The following is a 21,011-nucleotide window of genomic DNA, read 5'->3' as shown; positions in this document are numbered from 1 at the left end:
ATCCGGTGAACAAGAAACTTGCGGCCGCACTCTCCGGGGGCGCGGCGCTCGCACTGGCGCTGACCGGTTGCAGCGACGACAGCGCGCAGGCCGACGAGTGGGCCAAGAAGGTCTGCGACGGCGTGCAGCCCCAGGTCAAGAAGATCCAGGAGGCCAACGCCTCCATCAACGAGGCATCCAAGGAGAAGAACTCCTCCGCCGATGTGAAGAAGGCCGACGCCGCCGCCTTCGAGAAGATCTCCGGTGCGTACAAGTCCCTCGCCTCCGCGGTGGACAACGCCGGCCCGCCGCCCGTCGAGGACGGCGAGAAGCTGCACGCCGACGCGGTGGACGAACTGCGCAACATCTCGGCCAAGTACGGCCAGCTGCAGAAGACGGTCGACGGCCTGGACACCAAGGACCAGTCGAAGTTCGCCGAGGGCCTGCAGGACGTCGCCACCCAGCTCGACACGCTCGGCAAGAGCGGCGACAAGGCGCTGAGCAAGCTCCAGGCCGGCGAGGTCGGCAAGGCGATGGCCAACCAGAAGGGGTGCAAGCGCTCCGGGGACGCACCGGGCGTGTGATCCCGCGGGCCGTTCCGGGGTCGTCTGTTCCGGGCCCCTGTTCCGGGCCCTTGGGACGACCAGTTCCGGGCCCTGTTCCGGGACCACCCGTTCCGGGGTCCTTCCGGGCAATCCGTTCCGGCCGTACGGGGCGGCGCACCCGTCCGGGCCGGGGCGTCACAATGGGGGCGTGAGTACGAGCGAGCGCCTCCCCGTAGCAGACCCCGATCGCACCGGCAGGCTGAGGGAGGCGTTGCGCGCCGCGAACTTCACCGCCGACGGCCTGCTGGATCTGCTCGGTGGTCCCGCGTACGCCGCCCTCGCACGGAGCGAGACGGTGCCGGCGCTGCGGGCCACCCGCGGAACGAGCCCTCTGGAGACGCTCGTCAGGCTGTTCCTGCTCCGGCAGGGCGTCCCGCGCGAGCGTGCGCGGGAGGCCCTGCCTCTGGACGACGCCCTTGAGGACGGCTGGCTGGTGCCGGCGCCCGACGCCGGGGACGGCGAGGCGGTGCGTGCGACGGTCGACGTGCGGCCCTACGGCGGGCCCGAGGGTCAGGACTGGTGGATCGTCGCCGACCTCGGGTGCTCCGTGGGCGGTGCCTCCGGCGCCGGGACGCCGGAGGGCACGCACGGCAGGGACGTCGTCCTCGGAGTGGGCGGTGCGTCGACGACCCTGGCGGGCATCACGGTTCGCAGGCCGGTGGGCAGGGCGCTCGACATCGGGACCGGCTCCGGGCTCCAGGCCCTGCACGCGGCGCAGCACGCCGGCCGCGTCACCGCGACCGACCTCAACCCGCGTGCCGTCGCCGTCGCGGGGCTCTCCCTCACGCTCTCCGGAGCATCCGGGGTGGACCTGCGTGAGGGGACGCTCTTCGAACCGGTCGCCGGCGACGAGCCGTACGACCTCATCGTCTCCAACCCGCCGTTCGTGATCTCCCCGGGAGCCCGGCTGACCTACCGGGACGGCGGCATGTCGGGCGACGACCTGTGCCGGACCCTCGTCGAGAACGCGGCGGACCACTTGGCGGAGGGCGGCTACTGCCAGCTTCTCGCCAACTGGGAGCATCCGCGGGGGCAGGACTGGCGCGAGCGTCTGCGCTCCTGGGTGCCCTCGGGCTGCGACGCGTGGATCGTGCAGCGAGAGGTTCAGGACGTCACGCAGTACGCGGAGCTGTGGCTGCGGGACGCCGGTGACCACCGGGCCGGAGCGGCCGAGTACGAGGCCCGCTACAACGAATGGCTGGACGAGTTCGAGCGCAGGGGCACCACGGCGGTCGGGTTCGGCTGGATCACGCTGAGGAGGAGCGGCGCGCGGGAGCCCGCGGTCGTCGTGGAGGAGTGGCCGCACCCCGTCGAACAGCCGCTGGGCGGCGAGGTGGTTCAGCATTTCGAGCGTCAGGACTTCCTGCGCGCGACCGACGACGCGGCACTGCTGGACTGCCACTTCCGGCTGGCCGACGGTGTGGTCCAGGAGCAGGTCGGGATGCCCGGCGCCGAGGACCCGGAACACGTGTTGCTGCGCCAGCAGCGCGGAATGCGGCGGGCCACCAAGGTGGACACCGTCGGCGCGGGCTTCGCGGGAGTGTGCGACGGGTCGCTGCCGGCCTGGCGGATCCTGGACGCCATCGCGCAGCTGGTCGGGGAGGACCCGGTGATGCTCCGCGACCGCACGCCGAGCGCGATCCGCCTGCTGGTCGAGCAGGGCTTCCTGCTGCCGGCGGAGGCGGACGCGCAGGCCGGCTGAGCCACCGGGGCCGGCTGCACCACCGGGACCGGCCGCGCCCGCGGCAGGACGAGCAACGGGGGCCGGACGAGGGAGGGCGGGCCGGCCCGTGGCCGCGACCGTGCGGACGACGGCGGCGGCCTTCGGTGAGCACCGCCCGGCATACACCGCACAGTCGACTGTGATCGTATTTTCGGCCTGATTTCGCTCATCACGGGTGGTCCGGCGGCGTCCTCGGCATGAGGACCGGGCGGTATCGGGCGGCGGGACCCACGGATGTCGGGTTACCGTTCGAGTTGCGTTGCGGAGTTTTCCCGTTTGACACGGAGCCGGGATGTACCGTCACACTCCGCAGCGACAGCGATGCCGTACGCCGACCGGAGAGAAGAGCGAGAAGTTGTCCCCGACCCGCGAGCCCGCAAACGGCGGGCGCCGACTCGTGATCGTCGAGTCGCCCGCCAAGGCCAAAACGATCAAGGGGTACCTCGGCCCTGGCTACGTGGTCGAGGCCAGCGTGGGGCATGTCCGCGACCTTCCCAACGGCGCCGCGGAGGTGCCCGCGAAGTACAAGGGTGAGTCCTGGGCGCGGCTCGGTGTGAACGTCAATCACGACTTCGAGCCGCTGTACGTCGTGAACACGGACAAGAAGGAACAGGTCAAGAAGCTCAAGCAGCTTCTCGCCGAATCCGACGAACTCCTGCTCGCCACCGATGAGGACCGCGAGGGCGAGGCCATCGCGTGGCATCTGCGCGAGGTCCTCAAGCCCAAGGTCCCTGTGCGGCGGATGGTCTTCCACGAGATCACCCAGGACGCCATCCAGGACGCGGTCCGCAACCCGCGCGATCTCAACCAGCGACTCGTTGACGCCCAGGAGACGCGCCGCATCCTCGACCGGCTCTACGGCTACGAGGTCTCGCCCGTCCTGTGGAAGAAGGTCATGCCGCGGCTGTCGGCGGGCCGCGTGCAGTCGGTGGCGACCCGGCTCGTCGTGGAGCGCGAGCGCGAGCGCATGGCGTTCCGCTCCGCCGAGTACTGGGATCTGACGGCCACCTTCGCGACGGGGCAGGGCGAGGCCGGTGCCGGGGAGCCGGGCACGTTCGGCGCGAGACTCAACTCCGTCGACGGACGTCGAGTGGCTCAGGGCCGTGACTTCGGCGCCGACGGCGAACTGAAGAACCCGGACCAGGTGCTGCACCTGGACGAGGAGAACGCCCGTGCGCTCGCCTCCGCCCTCGCGGAGACGCGTTTCTCGGTGCGGTCGGTCGAGTCCAAGCCGTACCGGCGTTCGCCGTACGCGCCCTTCCGTACGACCACGCTTCAGCAGGAGGCCAGCCGCAAGCTCGGCTTCGGCGCGAAGCTGACGATGCAGGTGGCGCAGAAGCTGTACGAGAACGGCTTCATCACCTACATGCGTACCGATTCCACGACGCTCTCCGAGACCGCGGTGCGCGCGGCACGCTCCCAGGTGACCCAGCTCTACGGCTCCGAGTACCTGCCGGAGAAGCCGCGCGTCTACACGGGCAAGGTCAAGAACGCGCAGGAGGCGCACGAGGCGATCCGCCCCTCCGGCGACCGTTTCCGCACCCCGGCCGAAACGGGCCTGACGGGCGAGCAGTTCAGGCTCTACGAGCTGATCTGGAAGCGCACCGTCGCCTCGCAGATGAAGGACGCCACGGGTCAGTCGGTGACCGTGAGGGTCGGCGGACGGGCCGGCGACGGGCGGGACGCCGAGTTCACCGCGACCGGCAAGATCATCACGTTCCACGGATTCCTCAAGGCGTACGTCGAGGGTTCCGACGACCCCAACGCAGAGCTGGACGACCGCGAACGCCGGCTGCCGCACGTCACCGAGGGCGACCCGCTCACCGCGGAGGAGCTGTCCGTCGACGGCCACGCGACCAAACCGCCGGCGCGCTACACCGAGGCCACGCTCGTGAAGGAGCTGGAGGAGCGGGAGATCGGCCGCCCCTCCACGTACGCCTCGATCATCAGCACCATCCTCGACCGGCGATACGTCTTCAAGAAGGGGACGGCCCTGGTGCCCTCCTTCCTGAGCTTCGCGGTGGTGGGGCTACTGGAGAAGCACTTCGGCCGTCTCGTCGACTACGACTTCACGGCCAAGATGGAGGACGACCTGGACCGCATCGCCGCGGGCAGTGCCGCCTCCGTCCCGTGGCTGCGCCGCTTCTACTTCGGCGAGGAGGCCGGCCCGGACGCCTCGCCGGGCGCCGCCGCCGACTCGGGCAACGGCGACGGCGACCACCTGGGCGGACTGAAGGAGCTCGTCTCCGACCTGGGCGCGATCGACGCCAAGGGCGTCTCGTCGTTCCCCGTCGGTGAGGGCATCACGCTGCGCGTCGGGCGCTACGGCCCGTACGTCGAGGGCCCGCCGCCCTCACCGGACGAGCCCGGCCAGCGCGCCGACGTCCCCGACGACCTGCCGCCGGACGAGCTGACCGTCGAGCTGGCCAAGGAGCTGCTGGCCAAGCCCAGCGGCGACTTCGAACTGGGCACCGACCCGGAGACCGGCCGTCCGCTCGTGGCGAGGGACGGGCGGTACGGCCCGTACGTGACGGAGGTGCTGCCCGAGGGCACGCCGAAGACCGGCAAGAACGCCGTCAAGCCGCGTACCGCCTCGCTGTTCAAGTCGATGTCGCTGGACACGATCACGCTGGACGACGCGCTCAAGCTGCTGTCGCTGCCCCGTGTGGTCGGCACCGACCCGGAGACGGGCGAGGAGATCACCGCGCAGAACGGCAGATACGGCCCGTACATGAAGCGCGGCACCGACTCGCGCTCGCTGGAGACCGAGGAGCAGATCTTCACGATCACCCTCGACGAGGCCCGGGCGATCTACGCCCAGCCCAAGCAGCGCGGCCGCGCCGCCGCCAAGCCGCCGCTCAAGGAACTGGGCACGGACCCGAACAGCGAGCGTCCCGTCGTCGTCAAGGACGGCCGTTTCGGCCCTTACGTGACGGACGGCGAGACGAACGCGACGCTGCGACGGGACGACGACCCGGAGACCATCACCGCGGAGCGCGGGTTCGAACTCCTCGCGGACAAGCGTGCGAAGGGCCCCGCGAAGAAGGCCGCGAAGAAGGCGACGAAGAAGAAGGCCACGGCCAAGAAGTCCGCGGAGAAGACGACGACGGCCAAGAGCACCTCCGCCAGGACGACCGCGAAGAAGACCGCGGCGAAGAAGACCACCGCGAAGAAGACCACCGCGAAGAAGACCACCGCGAAGAAGACGGCAACGAAGACGGCCGCCACGAAGCGGGCCGCGGACTCCGGCGGGTCCGGCCCGCCCGGAGAGTAAGGCCGGGTAAGGCCCTGGTCCCGCCCGTTTGTTCGGGCTGGGACACACGGCTCCGACGGCTCCCTATACCCTGACCGCCATGACGCGAGCAGATCAGCCAATGGGCGTACCCCCCACCCCAGGCGCCCCCGACGACGCACTCGCCGCGGAGTCCCGCGAGCGCGCCGTGGGCGCGCTGCTGCGGTTCGGTCCTCTCCGGCGCCTGTGGAGCGCCCACCTCACCAGCGGGATCGGCGACGCGCTCGCCCTGCTGGTGCTGCTGCTGCTCGCGCTGCAGGCGGCGGCAGTACGGGCAGAGGGCGCCGAGGCGGTCTTCGGCGGCGGCTACCGGGGCCTGGCCCTCGTCATCACGGCCGTCTTCGGGGCCCGGCTGCTGGCCACGCTCCTGTTCGGGGCCGTGCTGCTCGGGCCGCTCTCGGCGCTGCTGGCCCCCGGCAAGGGCGTGCTGGACCGGCGCTGGACCATGTTCACCGCCGACGCGCTGCGCGCACTGGCGCTCATCGTCGCGCCCATGTGGATCGACTGGATGCCGGGGAAGGCGTTCGCGCTCGTCCTGATCACCGTGTTCGTGCTCGGCGTCGCCGAGCGCTTCTGGACGGTCGCCAAGGACAGCGCCGCCCCTGCGCTGCTGCCCGCGCCGCCGCCCGAGGGCGCCGCCGTGAGGCCGCTCCCCGACCGGCAGGACGCGCTGCGGAGGCTGTGGCTGCGCAGCACCTTCATGGCCCTTCCCGTCGCGGCCATCGGCCTCGTCGTCATCACGCTGATCAGCAACGGGCTCAGCTCGCTCTTCGGCTGGTTCCACACCCACCAGGCCGCCCTCGGCTCCTACGCCGCTGCCGGGCTCTTCGCCGCAGCTCTCTCCGTCGTGTACTTCCTGGAGCTCCCCGACGGCGGGAACCCGCGCCCCCGCTCCCCGCTCGAGGGTCTGCGCCGCCCCCGCGGCGGTTCGGGCCCCGGCGACGGCAAGGGCCGCACCGGCGCCGTCCCGCTGCTCGTGCTCGCGGGTTCCGCCACGGCCTGGGCCGTCGCGTCCGCCGTGTCGCTCGCCGCGCTCCACGCCATCGACCTCGGTGGCGGCCCCATCAGCTTCGGCCTGCAGGTCTTCGCGCTCGCCGGCGGCACGGCCGCGGGTATCCGCCTCGCGCCCCGCATCCTTCCCCAGCTCTCCCGCCGGCGGCTGCTGGCCCTCGCCATAGGTCTCGCCGGGCTCGCGCTGCTCGTCGCGGGTCTGGTGACGGACGCGACGACCGGCCTCGTGCTGATGGCCGTCGCGGGCCTGTCGTCGGGCGTGGCCGCGCAGGCGGGGCACGTCCTGCTGGACCAGGAGACCGAATACGCACACCGCGCCCGTATGACGGAACATCTCCAGGCCGTCGTCCGCATCGCCATCGGGATCGGTGCCCTGGCCGCTCCCGTCGCGGCGGGGTTCATCGGCCCGCACCGCGTGGTCACCGGCGACTTCGTCTTCGACCACGGCGGAGCGGCCTTCACGCTCATGCTGGTCGGCGCGCTGCTGCTGCCCGTGGCCGCGCTCGTGCTCGGACGTACGGACGACCGCCAGGGCATCACGCTGCGCCGTGACCTGCTCGACGCCCTCGGCGGCGGCCACCCCAAGGAGGCACCGGCCGGCAGCGGCTTCTTCATCGCCCTGGAGGGCGGCGACGGTTCCGGGAAGACCACGCAGGTCGAGACGCTCGCCGAGTGGATCAGGGCGAAAGGCCACGAGGTCGTCGTCACCAAGGAGCCGGGGGCGACGCCCGTCGGCAAGCGGCTGCGTTCGATACTGCTCGACGTCTCCTCGGCAGGACTCTCGCACCGGGCTGAGGCCCTGCTGTACGCGGCAGACCGTGCCGAGCACGTCGACACGGTCATCCGTCCCGCGCTCGAACGCGGTGCCATCGTCATCTCCGACCGCTACATCGACTCCTCGGTCGCGTACCAGGGCGCAGGCCGCGACCTGTCGCCCACGGAGATCGCCCGCATCTCGCGCTGGGCGACGGCCGGGCTCGTGCCGCATCTGACGGTGCTTCTCGACATCCAGCCCCAGACCGCTCGCGAACGCTTCACCGAGGCGCCGGACCGGCTGGAGTCGGAGCCGGCCGAGTTCCACGACAAGGTCCGTGCCGGCTTCCTGACGCTGGCCGCCGCCGACCCGGCCCGCTACCTCGTCGTCGACGCCGCTCAGGAGCCCGAGGCGGTCACGACGGCCGTACGCCACCGCCTCGACGAAGTGCTGCCGCTCTCCGACGCCGAGATCCAGGCACGCGAGGACGCCCGCAGGGCCGCGGAGGAAGAGGCACGCCGCAAGGCCGAGGAGGAAGCCGCGCGCAAGGCGGAGGAGGAGCGCCGGGAGCGCGAGCGGCAGGAGCAGATGGCCCGGCTGCGTGCCGATGAGGAAGAGCGCAAGAAGCGCGCCGCGGAGCTGGAGAGGCAGCAGGCGGAGGCCCGTCGCGCGGAGGAGGCCCGGCGAAGGGCCGAGGAGGCGCGTCGCATCGCCGAGGAGGAGCGTCAGCGCCGCGACGCCGAGGAGCGCACCCGCGAGGAGGAGATCGCGCGTCAGCGCCGTCTCGCCGAGGAGGAGGCGCGGCTGCGCGCACAGGCCGAGGAGCGCCGCCAGGAGAAGCAGCGCCTGGCCGAAGAGGCGCTTCAGCGGGCCGAGCAGGCGCGCAACCGGGAGCGGGGCACGAACCCGGACGGCTCCGACGGCGACACCGCCGCGCTGCCCCAGCCCGACGAGGAGCACGGCGATCCCGAGTCCGAGCGCACCCACGTCATGCCGCAGGCGCGGCAGTCGGGGGGCCCGGGGCAGGCGCAGCACGACGACGAGACGGCGATGCTCCCGCGGGTGCGTCCGGAGGAGCAGCAGCGGGAGCGTACGCGCGAGATCCCGCAGGTCGACCCGGAGACGGGCCGCGCCTCGCGTCCCCGGCCGGACTGGGCGGAGGAGACACCGCTCGACGATGTGCCGTCCCTCGCGGACGAGTTGCTGGGTTCGGGCGAGGACGAGGACGACCCGGACCGCAGGCGGCGCCGCGGCAAGTGAGCCGTCGCCGGGCGGGCGCGGGGCGGGGCAGCGGCAAAGTGAGCCGGCACCGCCCGAGGGTCTGACGGGCCCGTCGGCACGTGCGAACCCGAAGCGCCTGTCCCGGCTGTCGGTGCCGTGGCCCACAATGGTCGGCGGACGTGGGACGCGTGACCCGGCAAGCGGCGTGTGCGTGCCTCGCGCTACGGAGCCGATACCGGCGAGCCGTGAGAGCGGTGTGGAAGGGGGCGGGCAGCGATGGCGGTGTGGGACGACGTCGTCGGCCAGGAGAAGGTGACGGACCAGCTGAGCGCCGCCGCCCGGGACGCCGACGCCTACGTCACCGCCGAGGCGCAGGGCAAGGGGACGGCGGCCCTGTCCGGCTCCGCCATGACCCACGCCTGGCTCTTCACCGGGCCCCCCGGCTCCGGCCGCTCCACCGCGGCGCGGGCCTTCGCCGCGGCGCTTCAGTGCGTCAGCCCGGACCGCGCGCTCGGCGGCGCACCCGGCTGCGGGTTCTGCGACGGCTGCCACACGGCGATGGTCGGCACACACGCCGACGTCGAGGTGATCCGGACGGACCTGCTGACGATCGGCGTCAAGGAGACCCGTGAACAGGTGCGCAGGGCGCAGATGTCACCCGCCGGCGGGCGCTGGCAGGTGATCGTCATGGAGGACGCCGACCGGCTCACCGAAGGCGCGGGCAACGTGCTCCTGAAGGCCGTGGAGGAACCCGCGCCGCGCACGGTCTGGCTGCTCTGCGCGCCCTCCACCGAGGACGTGCTGCCCACGATCCGCTCCCGCTGCCGCCATCTCGCGCTGCGCACGCCGCCGGTGGACGCCGTCGCGGACCTTCTGATGCGTCGCGACGGCATCGAACCGGACATGGCGGCATACGCGGCACGCGTCACCCAGGGGCACATCGGCCGGGCCCGGCGCCTGGCCACCGACGAGCGTGCGCGCAGGCGCAGAGCGGCCGTCCTGACCATGCCGCAGCGGGTCTCGGACGTCGGCGGCGCGCTGCGCGCGGCGCAGGAACTGATCGACGCCGCGGCCGAGGACGCCAAGGAAGTCGCGGAGGAACACGACGAACGGGAGACCGAAGAACTCCGGACCGCGCTCGGCGCCTCCGAAGGCAGCCGCCTCCCGCGCGGTACCGCCGGGGCGATGAAGGAACTCCAGGACAAGCAGAAGCGGCGCGCCACCCGCACCCAGCGCGATTCCCTGGACCTCGCGCTGAGCGACCTCACGGGTTTCTACCGGGACGTACTGGCACGGCAGTTGGGCTCGGGCGTCGCGCTCGCCAACGAGGAGGCGGCGGAAGCGGTGCAGCAGCTCGCCGCCTCGTCGGGGCCCGAGCAGACCCTGCGCCGCATCGAGGCCGTACTGGATTGCCGTGAGGCGCTCGACCGCAACGTCGCGCCCCTGCTGGCCGTCGAGGCGATGGCGATGACACTCCGGGCGGGCTGACGGCCGCACCGGTCTCCGGCGTCCGTACCGTGCGGCCCGTCCGGCTCGACGGTCCCGGCCCGTGGGCCGACTGCCCTGCGCCCTCACCCGTATGAGGAGCGGCACTTGGCGAGGGAACGTCTGTGGTATTCGGTGTGGATACGCTCCACCTCAATCGCCACCTCAATCGCCGCGCCGCGCCGCGCCCGCCGGCCGACCGGGCCGACGCGAACCCAACCCAGGGGATGGTCCATGCACACCAGGCGTCTGCCCAGCACCGCTCTCGCCCTGCTCGCGACCTCCGTACTGCTGACGATGTCCGGCTGCTCGTCCGGGTCCGGCGGATCGGGTGAACCCGAGGGCGCCCCCTCCTCCGCCAGCAGCGACCGCGCTGCCGGACGCACCGACGCCCCCTCCCTCAAGCCGCTGCCCGCGGCGGTGCCCGGCAACCTGAAGCCCTACTACGAACAGAAGCTCTCCTGGCGCGACTGCGGGGACGACGCCTTCCAGTGCGCCAAGATGAAGGCCCCGCTGGACTACCGGAGCCCGGACCCCGACGAGGACGTGGAGCTCGCGGTCGCCCGTAAGAAGGCCTCCGGCAAGGGAAAACCGATCGGCTCCCTGCTCGTCAACCCGGGCGGCCCCGGCGGCTCCGCCGTCGACTACGTGCAGCAGGCGGCGGCCGTCGGGTACCCGCCGCAGGTGCGCCGGAGCTACGACCTCGTCGGCCTCGACCCGCGCGGCGTCGCCCGCAGCGAACCGGTGCGGTGCCTGACCGACAAGCAGATGGACGAGTTCACGCAGACCGACCAGACACCTGACGACCAGGCGGAGACCACCGAACTCATCAGCAAGTACAAGAAGTTCGCCGCCGGCTGCGAGAAGCGCTCGGGCGAACTTCTCGGCCACCTCTCGACCGTGGACGCCGCGCGCGACATGGACGTGCTGCGCGCCCTGCTGGGCGACAAGAAGCTCAACTACGTGGGTGCCTCGTACGGCACCTACCTGGGCGCCTACTACGCCGGGCTCTACCCGCAGCGGTCCGGCCGGCTCGTCCTCGACGGCGCCATGGACCCGTCCCTGACGATGCTCAAGCTCAACCGCGACCAGACGGGCGGTTTCGAGACGGCCTTCAACGAGTTCGCGAAGGACTGCGTCAGCAGGTCCGACTGCCCGCTCGGCACGAAGAGCACCGAGGACGCGGGGCGCAGGCTCAGCGCCTTCTTCAAGAAGGCCGACGCCGAGCCGCTGCCCACCGGCGAGAAGCGCAAGCTCACCGAGTCCCTGGCCACCACGGGCGTCATCCGCGCCATGTACGACGAGAGCGCCTGGCCGCAGCTGCGCTCCGCCCTGACGACGGCGACGGAGGACGGCGACGGCGCCGACCTGCTCGCCCTCGCCGACGATTACTACGAGCGCGACCCCGACGGCCGCTACGGCAACATCATGTACGCCAACGCGGCCGTGAACTGCCTCGACCTCCCGCCCGCCTTCTCCTCCCCGGCCGAGGTGAAGAAGGCGCTGCCCTCCTTCGAGAAGACCTCACCCGTCTTCGGCCGCGGCTTCGCGTGGGCGGCCCTCAACTGCGGCTACTGGTCCGAGAAACCGACCGGCCGGCCCCACAACATCGACGCCAGGGGCGCCGACCCGATCCTGGTCATCGGCACCACCCGCGACCCGGCCACCCCCTACGCCTGGGCCCAGGCCCTCGCCGGGCAGCTCGACTCCGCCCGGCTGCTGACGTACGAGGGCGACGGGCACACCGCGTACCTGCGCGGCGGGGCGTGCATCAACGACACGGTGGACCGGTACCTGCTCAAGGGCGAGGCGCCGAAGGAGGACAAGACGTGTAAGTAGACCTGGAAGCCGGAGCGCTCCGTCGCCGCACGGGCACCCGTCCCGGCGCGGGGACTTCCCCGGGCGGGGGACCCCTCCCGGCACCGGTACGGAGGCCGCGGGCCCGGCCGTTTACCCCGTACGGAGCACCGCCGCAGACTGTGTAGACTTGTCCGCGCTGCGCCGGAACGACAGGCGCGGGCACCTGCCGCCTTAGCTCAGTTGGCCAGAGCGACGCACTCGTAATGCGTAGGTCGGGGGTTCGACTCCCCCAGGCGGCTCACCTGAAGCCCAGGTCACACACCCAGTGACCTGGGCTTTCTTCTGTCTCGTGGCCCTTAAGCCGTTGAGGGCGCGTCTCCATCAGGGCTCGTGCGTGAGCGATGCGTGAGCGGAGGGCCCTCGAAGCTTTCCTGGGCGCCTGTCGTTTGCGCCGCGTTGAATCTTCCTGACCTTGGACTTTCCCGGTCGGCCTTCTCCTCCATGGCCAGTACTGCGCGTACAGCGAAGTGCCTATGGGGGGCCGGGCGCGTGTGCGACGTCTGTGCCGGCGACACGGCGCTAGGACGCGGATGGTGGGGGGTGCCGCTAAGGGGGTGGGCTTCACCGCGATCGCCAGCGATGCTGCGAGTTGCGCCGCTCGCCCAAGGGCGAATTCAAAGCTACGAACAAGGCCTCGATGGGCGAGAGTTCACTCTGGGGTGAGCTCAAACTCCGTTTGCATCAGAGTAGTTTGCGGGTCTACTGTCTCTGTCAACAAAAACATCAATCTCTCCTGGACTTCCAGCACATGGAGTTCCCGTCCGGAAGCGTTTCCGCTCCCCGCCAGGAACCCACCCCACGCCTCACCGTGTTGTCGACCTACTTGTGTCAGACAGCGCTGTGCTGCCTGGGGGTGACCGGGTGTACAGGACCTGCCTTACGCACGAGCGCTGAGTGCCTTCGTGCCATACGGAGGTCTCCAGAATGAACAGCGCAGCGCCTGCCCGAACCGTCGAGCAGGGCCCCAGCGCGTTCTGCGACGAATCCCTGCGCTGCCGACCAGGCGGCACCGGGATCTACCTGATGTCGGCTGTGGTGCTAGCTTCCCGCAAGGTGCAGAAGGCTCGGGATGAGATGGCGGCCTTACTTCTCGCTGCACAGGGGAAGCTGCACTGGCACGCCGAGTCCGCGCAGCGCAGGCTCCGACTCGCCCGGCGCACGGCATCAGTCGAAGGCGAGATCGTGATCGCCACGTGGTGCAGGATGGATAATGCTCAGCAGGAACGCGCGCGGAGGAAGACACAGCTGACGTTGCTTCCCGCACTGGTTGACCGTGGCGTCACCGACGCGATCTTTGAGTCCAGAGGGTCGATCCGGGATAAGGCTGACATCGCTGGCCTGGCCGGGCTCCGTCGGTCGGGGGTACTACCGAATGGACTGCGGGTGAGCCATGCTGCCGGCCCTGTGGAGCGCGCGCTATGGGCGGCCGATATAGCGGTGGGCGCCTTTGGGGCCACGCTGGATGGCAAGCCCGAATACTGGGCCGCGCTGCTGACCAGTACCAAAGTGACGGTCCTGACGTGCGGCCAATGTGGTCTGGTCCATGGTCCCGAAACTGCACCCGAGATCCGCACCGCGAGCGGGACGTCCTAGGCAGGATGCCGTCACGCTCTGAGCAGCGCGAAGGCCAGGTGTCCGTCGTCCGGCGGATGACCTGGCCCCACTTCCGGGCCCTCCTGGGCCCGGCCCTTTCACTGTGCCTGTCCTCTGTCACACGGTCAAGCGGGAGGATTACCACCGATGAGTGAGTTGGAAAACGAGCGGGACGTTCCAGAGCAGGACTACCGGGACCGGGTGGAGGTGCTGCGGGACCGAGTCGCGCACCTTGTTGTCAGGGACCGACGATCGATTGAGAGCGCCGCCGAGCGTCTGGTGCAGGCTGCAAGTGTCGAGATAGGGCACACAGAGCATACTGCGGCAGAGCTCCTGGCCGCCGTCGTTGACCCGCGGAGCATCAACGCAACGCAGATCAGACGGCAACGCGTGCGGGGCAACAGGGTGTTGAACTTGCTACGCACCACCGTTTGGATGCCGTTGCTTCTGGTCGATGCGACGAACGGCAGGTTTGTCGTTGGCCAGACGTACCTGTCCGATCCTCAGATTGGTGATGCGGAATCCGCGCACCTTGCTCTCCCCGCCCCGGAGTCCCAGCCTGAGCTCCCGTGCCTTGTCTACAAGGGCTCGCGAAAAGCTGTTGCGAGTGCGTTGGACAGTAACGCTTCCTATGTACTCCAGCACAACAACTGGGTGGAAGACATCAAAGGCAATGGGATCCTTATGCCGTTGCTTGCTGGGCATGTGGAATTTCGTTTCACCGACGGTACGCCGCGTCAGGCGGTAGGGGTGGTGGATGGGACATCGCGGACCGCCTCGGCGCACCGGATTCTTCAGCTGACTGAATCCGAGATCCTCGCCATGGAGCCGACCTCGGCGCGGCGCTGGCTCACCAAATTCGTGCGTCAGCTAGCCAAGAAGACACGAGATCTGGCTGAGGCTGCCGAGATGCATCTCGTTGACTTGCTGTTCACCGAACAGCAGGTCAACGCCCTCACTGCTGAGGCGGATCTCATCGTCGGTTGGGGGTGGGGTGAGCAGGCCACGTTGCAGCAGCGCATGGGCAAATCGAGCTACGTCAGCACACTGAATCTGGCTCTTGGGGCGCACAACATCGAGCCAAAGGCGTTCTCCGTGGAGGCGCAGAAGACCTTGCTGGCCGAGCGCGCAGTGAACACCCTGGCCGATTACGCCATACTCAATCATGACGAGCTGGTCTTTGCCCTGGGGCGTGAGGGTCTGACGGAGGTGGCCCGGCGTCTCGGCCTGAGCACTCACCGGGATGAGCGCTGTGCGTGGCTCATCCGGCTGATGACCACGCCGAAGAAGCAGGAGCGGAGGGTAATCAATGAGGTCCTCGGGGTGAAGTCCTTCTCTGCGAAGGGACGATCACCTTATGTCTTCGAGCTGGCTCTGCGCTCCTTCTCAGGGCTGGACAGCCACCTTCTCAGAGGTGCTCGAAACGCGGCCGTGCACGCCCTCTGGACGAACGTGGGTCACGACTGGGATATCGTCCCACGTCCTGATGATGCGGATCTAGACAAGTTGGAGCATGAGGCCCTCGCTGAGCTGAATGAGGGAGGAAGTGGTCCTCGTTGCTATGAGGTTGCAGCTCGGGCGGTCGTACCGCTGTTGGCACTCGGTGGACTTGGGGTGGACCGAGGGTCCGTTGCCCACCGTGGTCACGCATCGGCCGTCGTCGACAAGATGATCACAAATGAGTGGGGCATTAAGCAGCTTATGCTTACCATCAGGGCATCACGGCAGCCCCAACCGCAGTTCTCGCGGCTCGACGAGGACGGGCAGACGATCCGCGACGAGGAATGGTCGAATACGCCGGCTGCCAACAACGACTGGCTGCGTGCTCGCGTCTTGATGAAGCCCACGAGTACCCCGGCCTCTAGAGCAGACGGGGCACGGCAGCGTATAGATACAGGACTCGTGGAAGCACGTGCCGGCTTCGACGAATACCGTGAGTTGATGGAACCGCCCTACCAATCATTGCGTGGCGCCCATTGGGAGTCGATGGTGAAAAATGCTAGTGCCCTGTCGAAGGACCTCGCTCTTTATGTGGTCAGCGAAGACTGAAGCTGGAGCCACCGTATGGGTCGTCGGGACAATTCCGTTCCAGTCCTCCCCTCGTGTCCAGGAAGTCAGTTTTCCTACCCTTAATGGGTCTTTCCGGCATTTGACTTTCCCGGTGGCTCGCTTGAAGTCCAGGTCATAACCCGTGTGATCTGGCGTCCCTGTCTGGTGGCGATCAATCCACCGGAAGTGCGACTCAATCAGGGGGTGTGCGTGAGTGGTTTCTTTTTGATCTTGCTTTGCCGTCCTGCGATTTCCCCTTCCTCTTCGCCTTCTGCTTGCGGCGCTTCTCGGCCTCCTTCGCCTTGGTCTTCCGCTGGAGCGGGACCAGGCCAGCAGCGGCTTCGGCTGCGTCCTTTGCGACCTCGGGGAAGACGCTCTGGTAGATGTCGCGCGTGATCCGGGTGTCACTGTGTCCCAGGGTCTCGGAGACGATCTTGACGTCCACTCCGGCAGCGAGCATGAGTGTGGCCGCGCCGTGGCGCAGGTCGTGCAGCCGGACAGGCGGGAGCCCGGAGGAGGCCACGAGTCGCTCGAAGCGGTCTGTGATCTTCCCGGGGTGCAGCCAGGAGCCGTCATCCTGGGTGAAGACCAGCCCTGTGCCCACCCAGCCGGACGCCCATGCCTCGCAGTCTGCTCGCTGTCGCTTCCGGTGCCGCTTGAGGACGCGGATCGTGTCGTCGTCGAGTGCGACGACACGGAAGCCGCTGTCGGTCTTCGGGTCGGATTCCTCGATGTCCCAGCCGTCCTGGACGAGTTGTGCGGTCACGGTCAGGGAGTGACGTGCCAGGTCGGTCTCCGACCACATCTGTCCGCATGCTTCGCCTCGACGGAGCCCTCGTAGGGCGATGAGGTGCCACATGGCGTAGAGACGGTCATCTGCCACATGGTCGAGGAAGGCGCCCGTCTGTTCCGGGGTCCACACCATGACGGGGGAGGGCTTCTCGCCGGTGGCTTCCCACTTGGCTACTCGCTCGTCTGTCCACACGAGGGCCTTTGGCTTGCGCACGGGATCCATCTCGACGTGCGCGGCGGGGTTGAAGGTGATGATCTGCTGCGCCATCGCGTCGTTGAGTGCTGCGCGGAGCGTCCCGCGAATCCGCTGCCGGGTGGCGGCTCCAGTGGTACGACGGAAGGGCGGCATGGCGTCGATGGCTGCTCTCATGGCCTTGCGGCGGGCCCGGTTTTGAGCGCCCTTCCACGGGACCTTCGCCAACTCGTCCACGGCGGCGCGGCGTTGTGCGTTCTGTTCCAGAATCTCAGCGTTGGCTTGTGAGATGGAGGTGAACATCTCCGCGAGGTGGCTGACCCGCAGTCTGTCGAGACGGCGACTACCGAGGTGCGGCTTCAGGTGCACGCGGATGTCGGTCTCGTACCGCGTGACGCCGGACTTGCGTATGCGCTTGGATTCCAGCCACCGATCGAGCCATTCACCAACGGTGAGGCGTCCGATCAGTTCCTGACCTGAGCCCAACCGACGGCGAGTCTCTTCCACCTCCGGCAGGGGGGCCTTGGAGTCAGCTATCTCCTCCAGCATCTCGCTTATGAGCTCGGTGCCTTCGGGGTCGTCGCTGTCGGGGATGTTGAGGAGTGCGCGTATGTGGTCGAGGTCGGCTTGTGCGGCCTTGAGGGTGTCGTAGCCGGCGCGGTTGAAGGAGCGGCGGGTGCCGTCTTGGCGGGGTGGGAGTTCTTGGCGGATGGAGTAGGTGCCGTGCTTGCGGCTGCTGCGTTTGGGACAGGCCGTGCCGAGTGGTTTGCCGGTCTCGGGGTCGCGGCAGTAGCAGCGGCGGTAGGTGGAGCCTTTCAAGCGTCGTCCTCCTCAGGGGAGTTGGGAGCGGGGCCGTGGGGGTGTTCGTCGAGGAAGGCGAACCATGGCGGGAGGGTGGGGGGACGGAGATCCGCACTGCGCATCTGGGCGCGAACACGGCGGAGCGCGGTGTAGTCGTCGGCGAGGCGCTCTTCGTGGTGCTCGGCGCTGCGGAGGGCGCTGCTGCGCGTATCGGGGTCGTTCGCCGTGCGGGCCTGCCGACGCCGGTCTTTGGCGCTTGCCCTGGCTTCTTCCGCGGAGGTCAGAGCGGCGTGGTGGTAGCGGTGCAGGCGCAGGCTCCAGTCGGAGGGGAAGTTGTTGTCCTCGCCTGTGAACCAGGCCAGCGCATCCCAGGGGTCCCTGGCTGATTGCAGGGGGAGTTGCTGGTAGGCGTCGATGTGCCCGACCGGGACGATGAGGCTGATCGGACTGGTGCGCAGGGCTTTGGCCAGCACGATGACGTCGACCAGGGGAAGTGTGCTGCGGCGTCCGGACTCCATGTTGGCGATGACGTTGCGTGGGATGGGGTGGCCGATCTCGCTGCAGACTTGGGCCAGTTGTTCGGCGCTCATGCCCAGCTCCTTACGTCGGCGGCGTACTGCTGCGGCCACGGTGGCGGCGACCTGCACCGGCCACTCCGGAACATCATCCTCATCGTCGTGTGTCATGAAGACACAGTAGCTCTGTCTAGCCTTGTTGTACCGCCGGGAGCCGGTCGCGACCACCGCGTCCGCCGAAGGCAACGACGAGAGGGAGTACTGCACATGAACGACGAACCCGAGAAGCCCGCCGGCCGGCGGAGGGGGATGAGCCAGGGCGAGGTGCTGGAACTTCCTGCCACGGTTGACCTGGAGACAGCCAACCGCGCTCTGGGGTTGGGGCGGAGCAAGGGCTACGAACTCGCCCGCCGGGGCCACTATCCCTGCCGGGTTCTGCGGCTGGGCAACGCCTATCGGGTGGTGACCGCCGACCTGCGGTCCCTGCTCGGCCTGGCCGTCTAGCGCGGCATGCTACACGCCACCTGTATGTCTCAGGGACACAGAATCGCTGGACTGTTGCCAGTGGCCGGTCGTAGGTTGCTGCTCGCCTGCCGAGAGGCGGTGCATGAGGAAGGCCCTCGGGGCTGCCACCCCAAGGGCCAAGGACGCCCCAACTGATCGCGTGTGATGACGAATCGGTGGTGCGGGGCCTGCCAGCCCCGCACCACCGGGTGAGGAACGCCTATGGACAACCCTACGACCCAGCCCGAACCCGCCACACCCCCCACAACAACCCCGCCGCCACATGACGGGGAGCAGCCACAGCCGGAGACCGGCCCGTCCGCGAGCGAAGCCGGCAACCCGGCAGCGCAAGACCTGAACACCGACGGCGGTGGCCACGAACTGGAAGGGACAGGTGCCGAATTCGAGCCGCCGGGCTGCCCTGCCAGTGGTGAAGACACCGGCGCAGAGCTGCTGGACGAACTCCGCTCAGCGGTGGGCCGGTATGTGATCCTTCCGAGCACGGAGGCGTTGCATGCGGTCACGTTGTGGGTGGCCGCGACGCATTTCCAGCAGGTGTTTCAGCATGCGCCGAGGCTGGCGGTGGTCGGCCCGGCCAAGCGGTGCGGCAAATCCAGGCTGCTGGATGTGATCACCGAGACCGTCCACAAGCCGGTGATCACCGTCAACGCCAGCACAGCGGCGATCTTCCGGTCGGTGACCGCGAATCCGCCGACACTGCTGGTGGATGAGGCCGACACTCTCTTCGGCAGCCCGAAGATGGCGGAGAAGAACGAGGACCTGCGCGGACTGCTCAATGCCGGTCACCAGCGCAACCGTCCCGCCCTGCGCATCGCCGGACCCGAGCACCAGCCGGTCTCCTTCCCCACCTTCGCCATGGCCGCGCTGGCGGGGATCGGTGACCTGCCCGACACGATCATGGACCGGGCGGTAGTGGTGCGGATGCGCCGCCGCGCACCGGGCGAAAGAGTCGCCACCTTCCGCTCCCGCCGCGACATCCCGCACCTGCACCTGCTGCGCGACCGCCTCGCCGCCTGGGCCGGTGAGGTCGCCGAACAGGCGGTGGAGCGGGAGCCGCAAATGCCGGTCGAGGACCGCGCCGCCGACACCTGGGAACCCCTGGTTGTGGTCGCCGACCTCGCCGGAGGGACCTGGCCTGCCCTGGCGCGGTCAGCGTGCGCGGCGATGTCCGCCTTCGAGGCCGGGCAGGACGAGGAAGGCGGGCTGAAGATCCGCATCCTGGCCGACATCCGCACCGCCTTCGCCTCCTCCGGTGACCCAGAGGCGCTGGCCACCACGCGGCTGTTGTGGATCCTGAAACAGGACGGGGAAGCGCCGTGGGCCGAATACGGCACCAGCGGGCTGACCCCGCGTGGTCTGCAGCTGCTGCTGAGGGACTACGGCATCACCTCGGCCAACATCCGCTTCCCCGACGGCGCACAGGCCAAGGGCTTCGCCCGCAACAAGTTCCTCGACGCCTGGGCCCGCTACTGCCCCACCCAGGCCCCAGCCCCTCCCGGGGGCTGACCCGCATCGACTGGTCCCACCCGTCCCCGCCCAGCTCACCGCCGGGACGAGTTCCGGGCCTGCAACGAGTCGACCCGTCACACCCCCTCCACCCGTCCCTGTGCTGACCAGCCACGCAACCAGTGGGACGAGTGCAACGCCAACACCCTCCCCGCAGCAGGCACGCGCAGCGTTCCGGCCACGCCTGCTCACACCCTCCACCCCCTGGAGACACCGCCGCATGACCACCCCCGCACCCACCCACAACCCCACCACCACGAGGCCACTTGCCCGCCGGGTGAGCGGATGGGACCGCGCCGCGATCCTCGCCCTCGGTGCAGCCGCCTGCGCCCTGTCGTATGACGCGCTGCAGCAGATGGCCATCGCCATCCACATACGCGGCCCGCTGACCTACCTCTTCCCGCTGGTCATCGACGGGTTCATCGCCTACGGCGTCCGCGCACTCCTCGTCCTGAACACCGCGCCCTTCCGGGCACGCCTGTATGTGTGGACGCTCTTCGGCACCGCCACCGCCGCCAGCCTCTGGGCCAACGCCCTCCACGCCATCCGCCTCAACAACCTCGCGGAATCAGGCGGACTGCGCCTCGGCGACATCACCGTCGGTCTCCTCTCCGCCCTCGCCCCACTCGCCCTCGCAGGCGCCGTACACCTCTACATCCTCATCGCCCGCCAAACCGACACCGGAGCAGAGCTGGACAACCGCAGTGAACAACGACCGGCATCCGAGGCCAGCGAAGAAGCGCAGCCTTCGACTTCCGTGCAGGCGGGTGCAGAGCCGTCTCGACGTGTGCGGCGCATCGGCCGTCCGCCCAGCGCAGAGCTGCCCGAACTCGTCGACCTGGCACGGCCGCTCGTCACTGCGCACGAAAACCCCACACGCGAGACGGTCCGCGACACCATCCGGTCCGCCGGGCACAGCGTCAGCGAAGACCGCCTCACCCAGGTCATGACCGCCCTCCGCGAGGGTGCCCCTCCCCGGACCGGGAACTGACCGGAACTCCCCGCAGGCCAACCCCGATACGCCCGAGGACGGTCCACGGTCTGCAACCCCAGCTGACCGCCGCGCGCAGCACCTACGGCACTTCGGCCGAGTACCGGACCACCCCA

13 protein-coding genes and 1 tRNA gene are annotated in these 21,011 nt (G+C 69.4%); 12 read left to right on the top strand and 2 right to left on the bottom strand.

What is annotated here, in order from left to right; all coding sequences use genetic code 11:
- Nucleotides 1–5 precede the first annotated feature (5 nt).
- From EV375_RS16785 to EV375_RS16745, 9 genes are all read left to right on the top strand, one after another.
- Complete coding sequence (locus tag EV375_RS16785) at nt 6–563, top strand: small secreted protein (protein ID WP_165434753.1); 558 nt, start codon at nt 6–8, stop codon at nt 561–563.
- Nucleotides 564–732: 169 nt separating this feature from the next.
- Entirely contained in the window at nt 733–2,286 is a 1,554-nt protein-coding gene (locus EV375_RS16780; RefSeq protein WP_130300148.1) for a DUF7059 domain-containing protein, read from the top strand.
- A 376-nt stretch (nt 2,287–2,662) separates the two neighbouring features.
- Nucleotides 2,663–5,581, top strand: coding sequence for a type I DNA topoisomerase (gene topA, locus EV375_RS16775; protein WP_130300147.1), 2,919 nt, complete (start codon nt 2,663–2,665; stop codon nt 5,579–5,581).
- A gap of 79 nt (nt 5,582–5,660) precedes the next feature.
- Nucleotides 5,661–8,624 (top strand): dTMP kinase, encoded by a 2,964-nt coding sequence (gene tmk / locus EV375_RS16770; RefSeq protein ID WP_130300146.1) that lies wholly within the window; start codon nt 5,661–5,663, stop codon nt 8,622–8,624.
- A gap of 237 nt (nt 8,625–8,861) precedes the next feature.
- Nucleotides 8,862–10,073 (top strand): DNA polymerase III subunit delta', encoded by a 1,212-nt coding sequence (locus EV375_RS16765; protein WP_130300145.1) that lies wholly within the window; start codon nt 8,862–8,864, stop codon nt 10,071–10,073.
- A 231-nt stretch (nt 10,074–10,304) separates the two neighbouring features.
- Entirely contained in the window at nt 10,305–11,909 is a 1,605-nt protein-coding gene (locus EV375_RS16760; protein WP_130300144.1) for an alpha/beta hydrolase, read from the top strand.
- Nucleotides 11,910–12,095: 186 nt separating this feature from the next.
- Nucleotides 12,096–12,169: transfer RNA gene (locus EV375_RS16755), tRNA-Thr, on the top strand.
- A gap of 685 nt (nt 12,170–12,854) precedes the next feature.
- Nucleotides 12,855–13,523 (top strand): hypothetical protein, encoded by a 669-nt coding sequence (locus tag EV375_RS16750; RefSeq protein WP_130300143.1) that lies wholly within the window; start codon nt 12,855–12,857, stop codon nt 13,521–13,523.
- Between the two features lie 147 nt (nt 13,524–13,670).
- A complete protein-coding gene (locus EV375_RS16745) occupies nt 13,671–15,572 on the top strand; it encodes a hypothetical protein (RefSeq protein WP_130300142.1) in 1,902 nt (633 codons plus the stop codon).
- 193 nt (nt 15,573–15,765) lie between these two features.
- Here EV375_RS16745 and EV375_RS16740 read toward each other — a convergent pair whose 3' ends face one another.
- Together EV375_RS16740 and EV375_RS16735 are read right to left on the bottom strand one after the other, a co-directional pair.
- Complete coding sequence (locus EV375_RS16740; protein ID WP_130300141.1) at nt 15,766–17,376, bottom strand: site-specific integrase; 1,611 nt, start codon at nt 17,374–17,376, stop codon at nt 15,766–15,768.
- A complete protein-coding gene (locus EV375_RS16735; protein WP_130300140.1) occupies nt 17,373–18,044 on the bottom strand; it encodes a helix-turn-helix domain-containing protein in 672 nt (223 codons plus the stop codon). The genes EV375_RS16740 and EV375_RS16735 overlap by 4 nt, the downstream gene beginning before the upstream one ends.
- Nucleotides 18,045–18,140: 96 nt before the next feature.
- On the opposite strand from EV375_RS16735, the gene EV375_RS16730 reads away from it, so the two are divergent.
- The 3 genes from EV375_RS16730 to EV375_RS16720 all read left to right on the top strand — a co-directional run bounded on the left by EV375_RS16730 (nt 18,141) and on the right by EV375_RS16720 (nt 20,895).
- On the top strand, nt 18,141–18,377 hold the full coding sequence (locus tag EV375_RS16730) for a hypothetical protein (RefSeq protein WP_240969213.1): 237 nt from the start codon (nt 18,141–18,143) through the stop codon (nt 18,375–18,377).
- Nucleotides 18,378–18,599: 222 nt separating this feature from the next.
- Complete coding sequence (locus EV375_RS16725) at nt 18,600–19,904, top strand: DUF3631 domain-containing protein (RefSeq protein WP_486588520.1); 1,305 nt, start codon at nt 18,600–18,602, stop codon at nt 19,902–19,904.
- Nucleotides 19,905–20,124: 220 nt separating this feature from the next.
- Nucleotides 20,125–20,895: a DUF2637 domain-containing protein gene (locus EV375_RS16720; protein WP_130300139.1), complete on the top strand. Its 771-nt coding sequence runs from the start codon at nt 20,125–20,127 to the stop codon at nt 20,893–20,895.
- The last annotated feature ends 116 nt before the right edge of the window (nt 20,896–21,011 follow it).

This window comes from Streptomyces sp. CNZ301, from assembly GCF_004217425.1.
This window is presented reverse-complemented; position numbering and strand designations above follow the sequence as displayed.

Coding starts and splice junctions, on each gene's coding strand:
- tmk (WP_130300146.1), top strand. CDS start 5,661: ATGACGCGAGCAGATCAGCCAATGGGCGTACCCCCCACCCCAGGCGCC.
- EV375_RS16765 (WP_130300145.1), top strand. CDS start 8,862: ATGGCGGTGTGGGACGACGTCGTCGGCCAGGAGAAGGTGACGGACCAG.
- EV375_RS16760 (WP_130300144.1), top strand. CDS start 10,305: ATGCACACCAGGCGTCTGCCCAGCACCGCTCTCGCCCTGCTCGCGACC.
- EV375_RS16750 (WP_130300143.1), top strand. CDS start 12,855: ATGAACAGCGCAGCGCCTGCCCGAACCGTCGAGCAGGGCCCCAGCGCG.
- EV375_RS16745 (WP_130300142.1), top strand. CDS start 13,671: ATGAGTGAGTTGGAAAACGAGCGGGACGTTCCAGAGCAGGACTACCGG.
- EV375_RS16735 (WP_130300140.1), bottom strand. CDS start 18,044: ATGACACACGACGATGAGGATGATGTTCCGGAGTGGCCGGTGCAGGTC.
- EV375_RS16730 (WP_240969213.1), top strand. CDS start 18,141: ATGAACGACGAACCCGAGAAGCCCGCCGGCCGGCGGAGGGGGATGAGC.
- EV375_RS16725 (WP_486588520.1), top strand. CDS start 18,600: ATGGACAACCCTACGACCCAGCCCGAACCCGCCACACCCCCCACAACA.
- EV375_RS16720 (WP_130300139.1), top strand. CDS start 20,125: ATGACCACCCCCGCACCCACCCACAACCCCACCACCACGAGGCCACTT.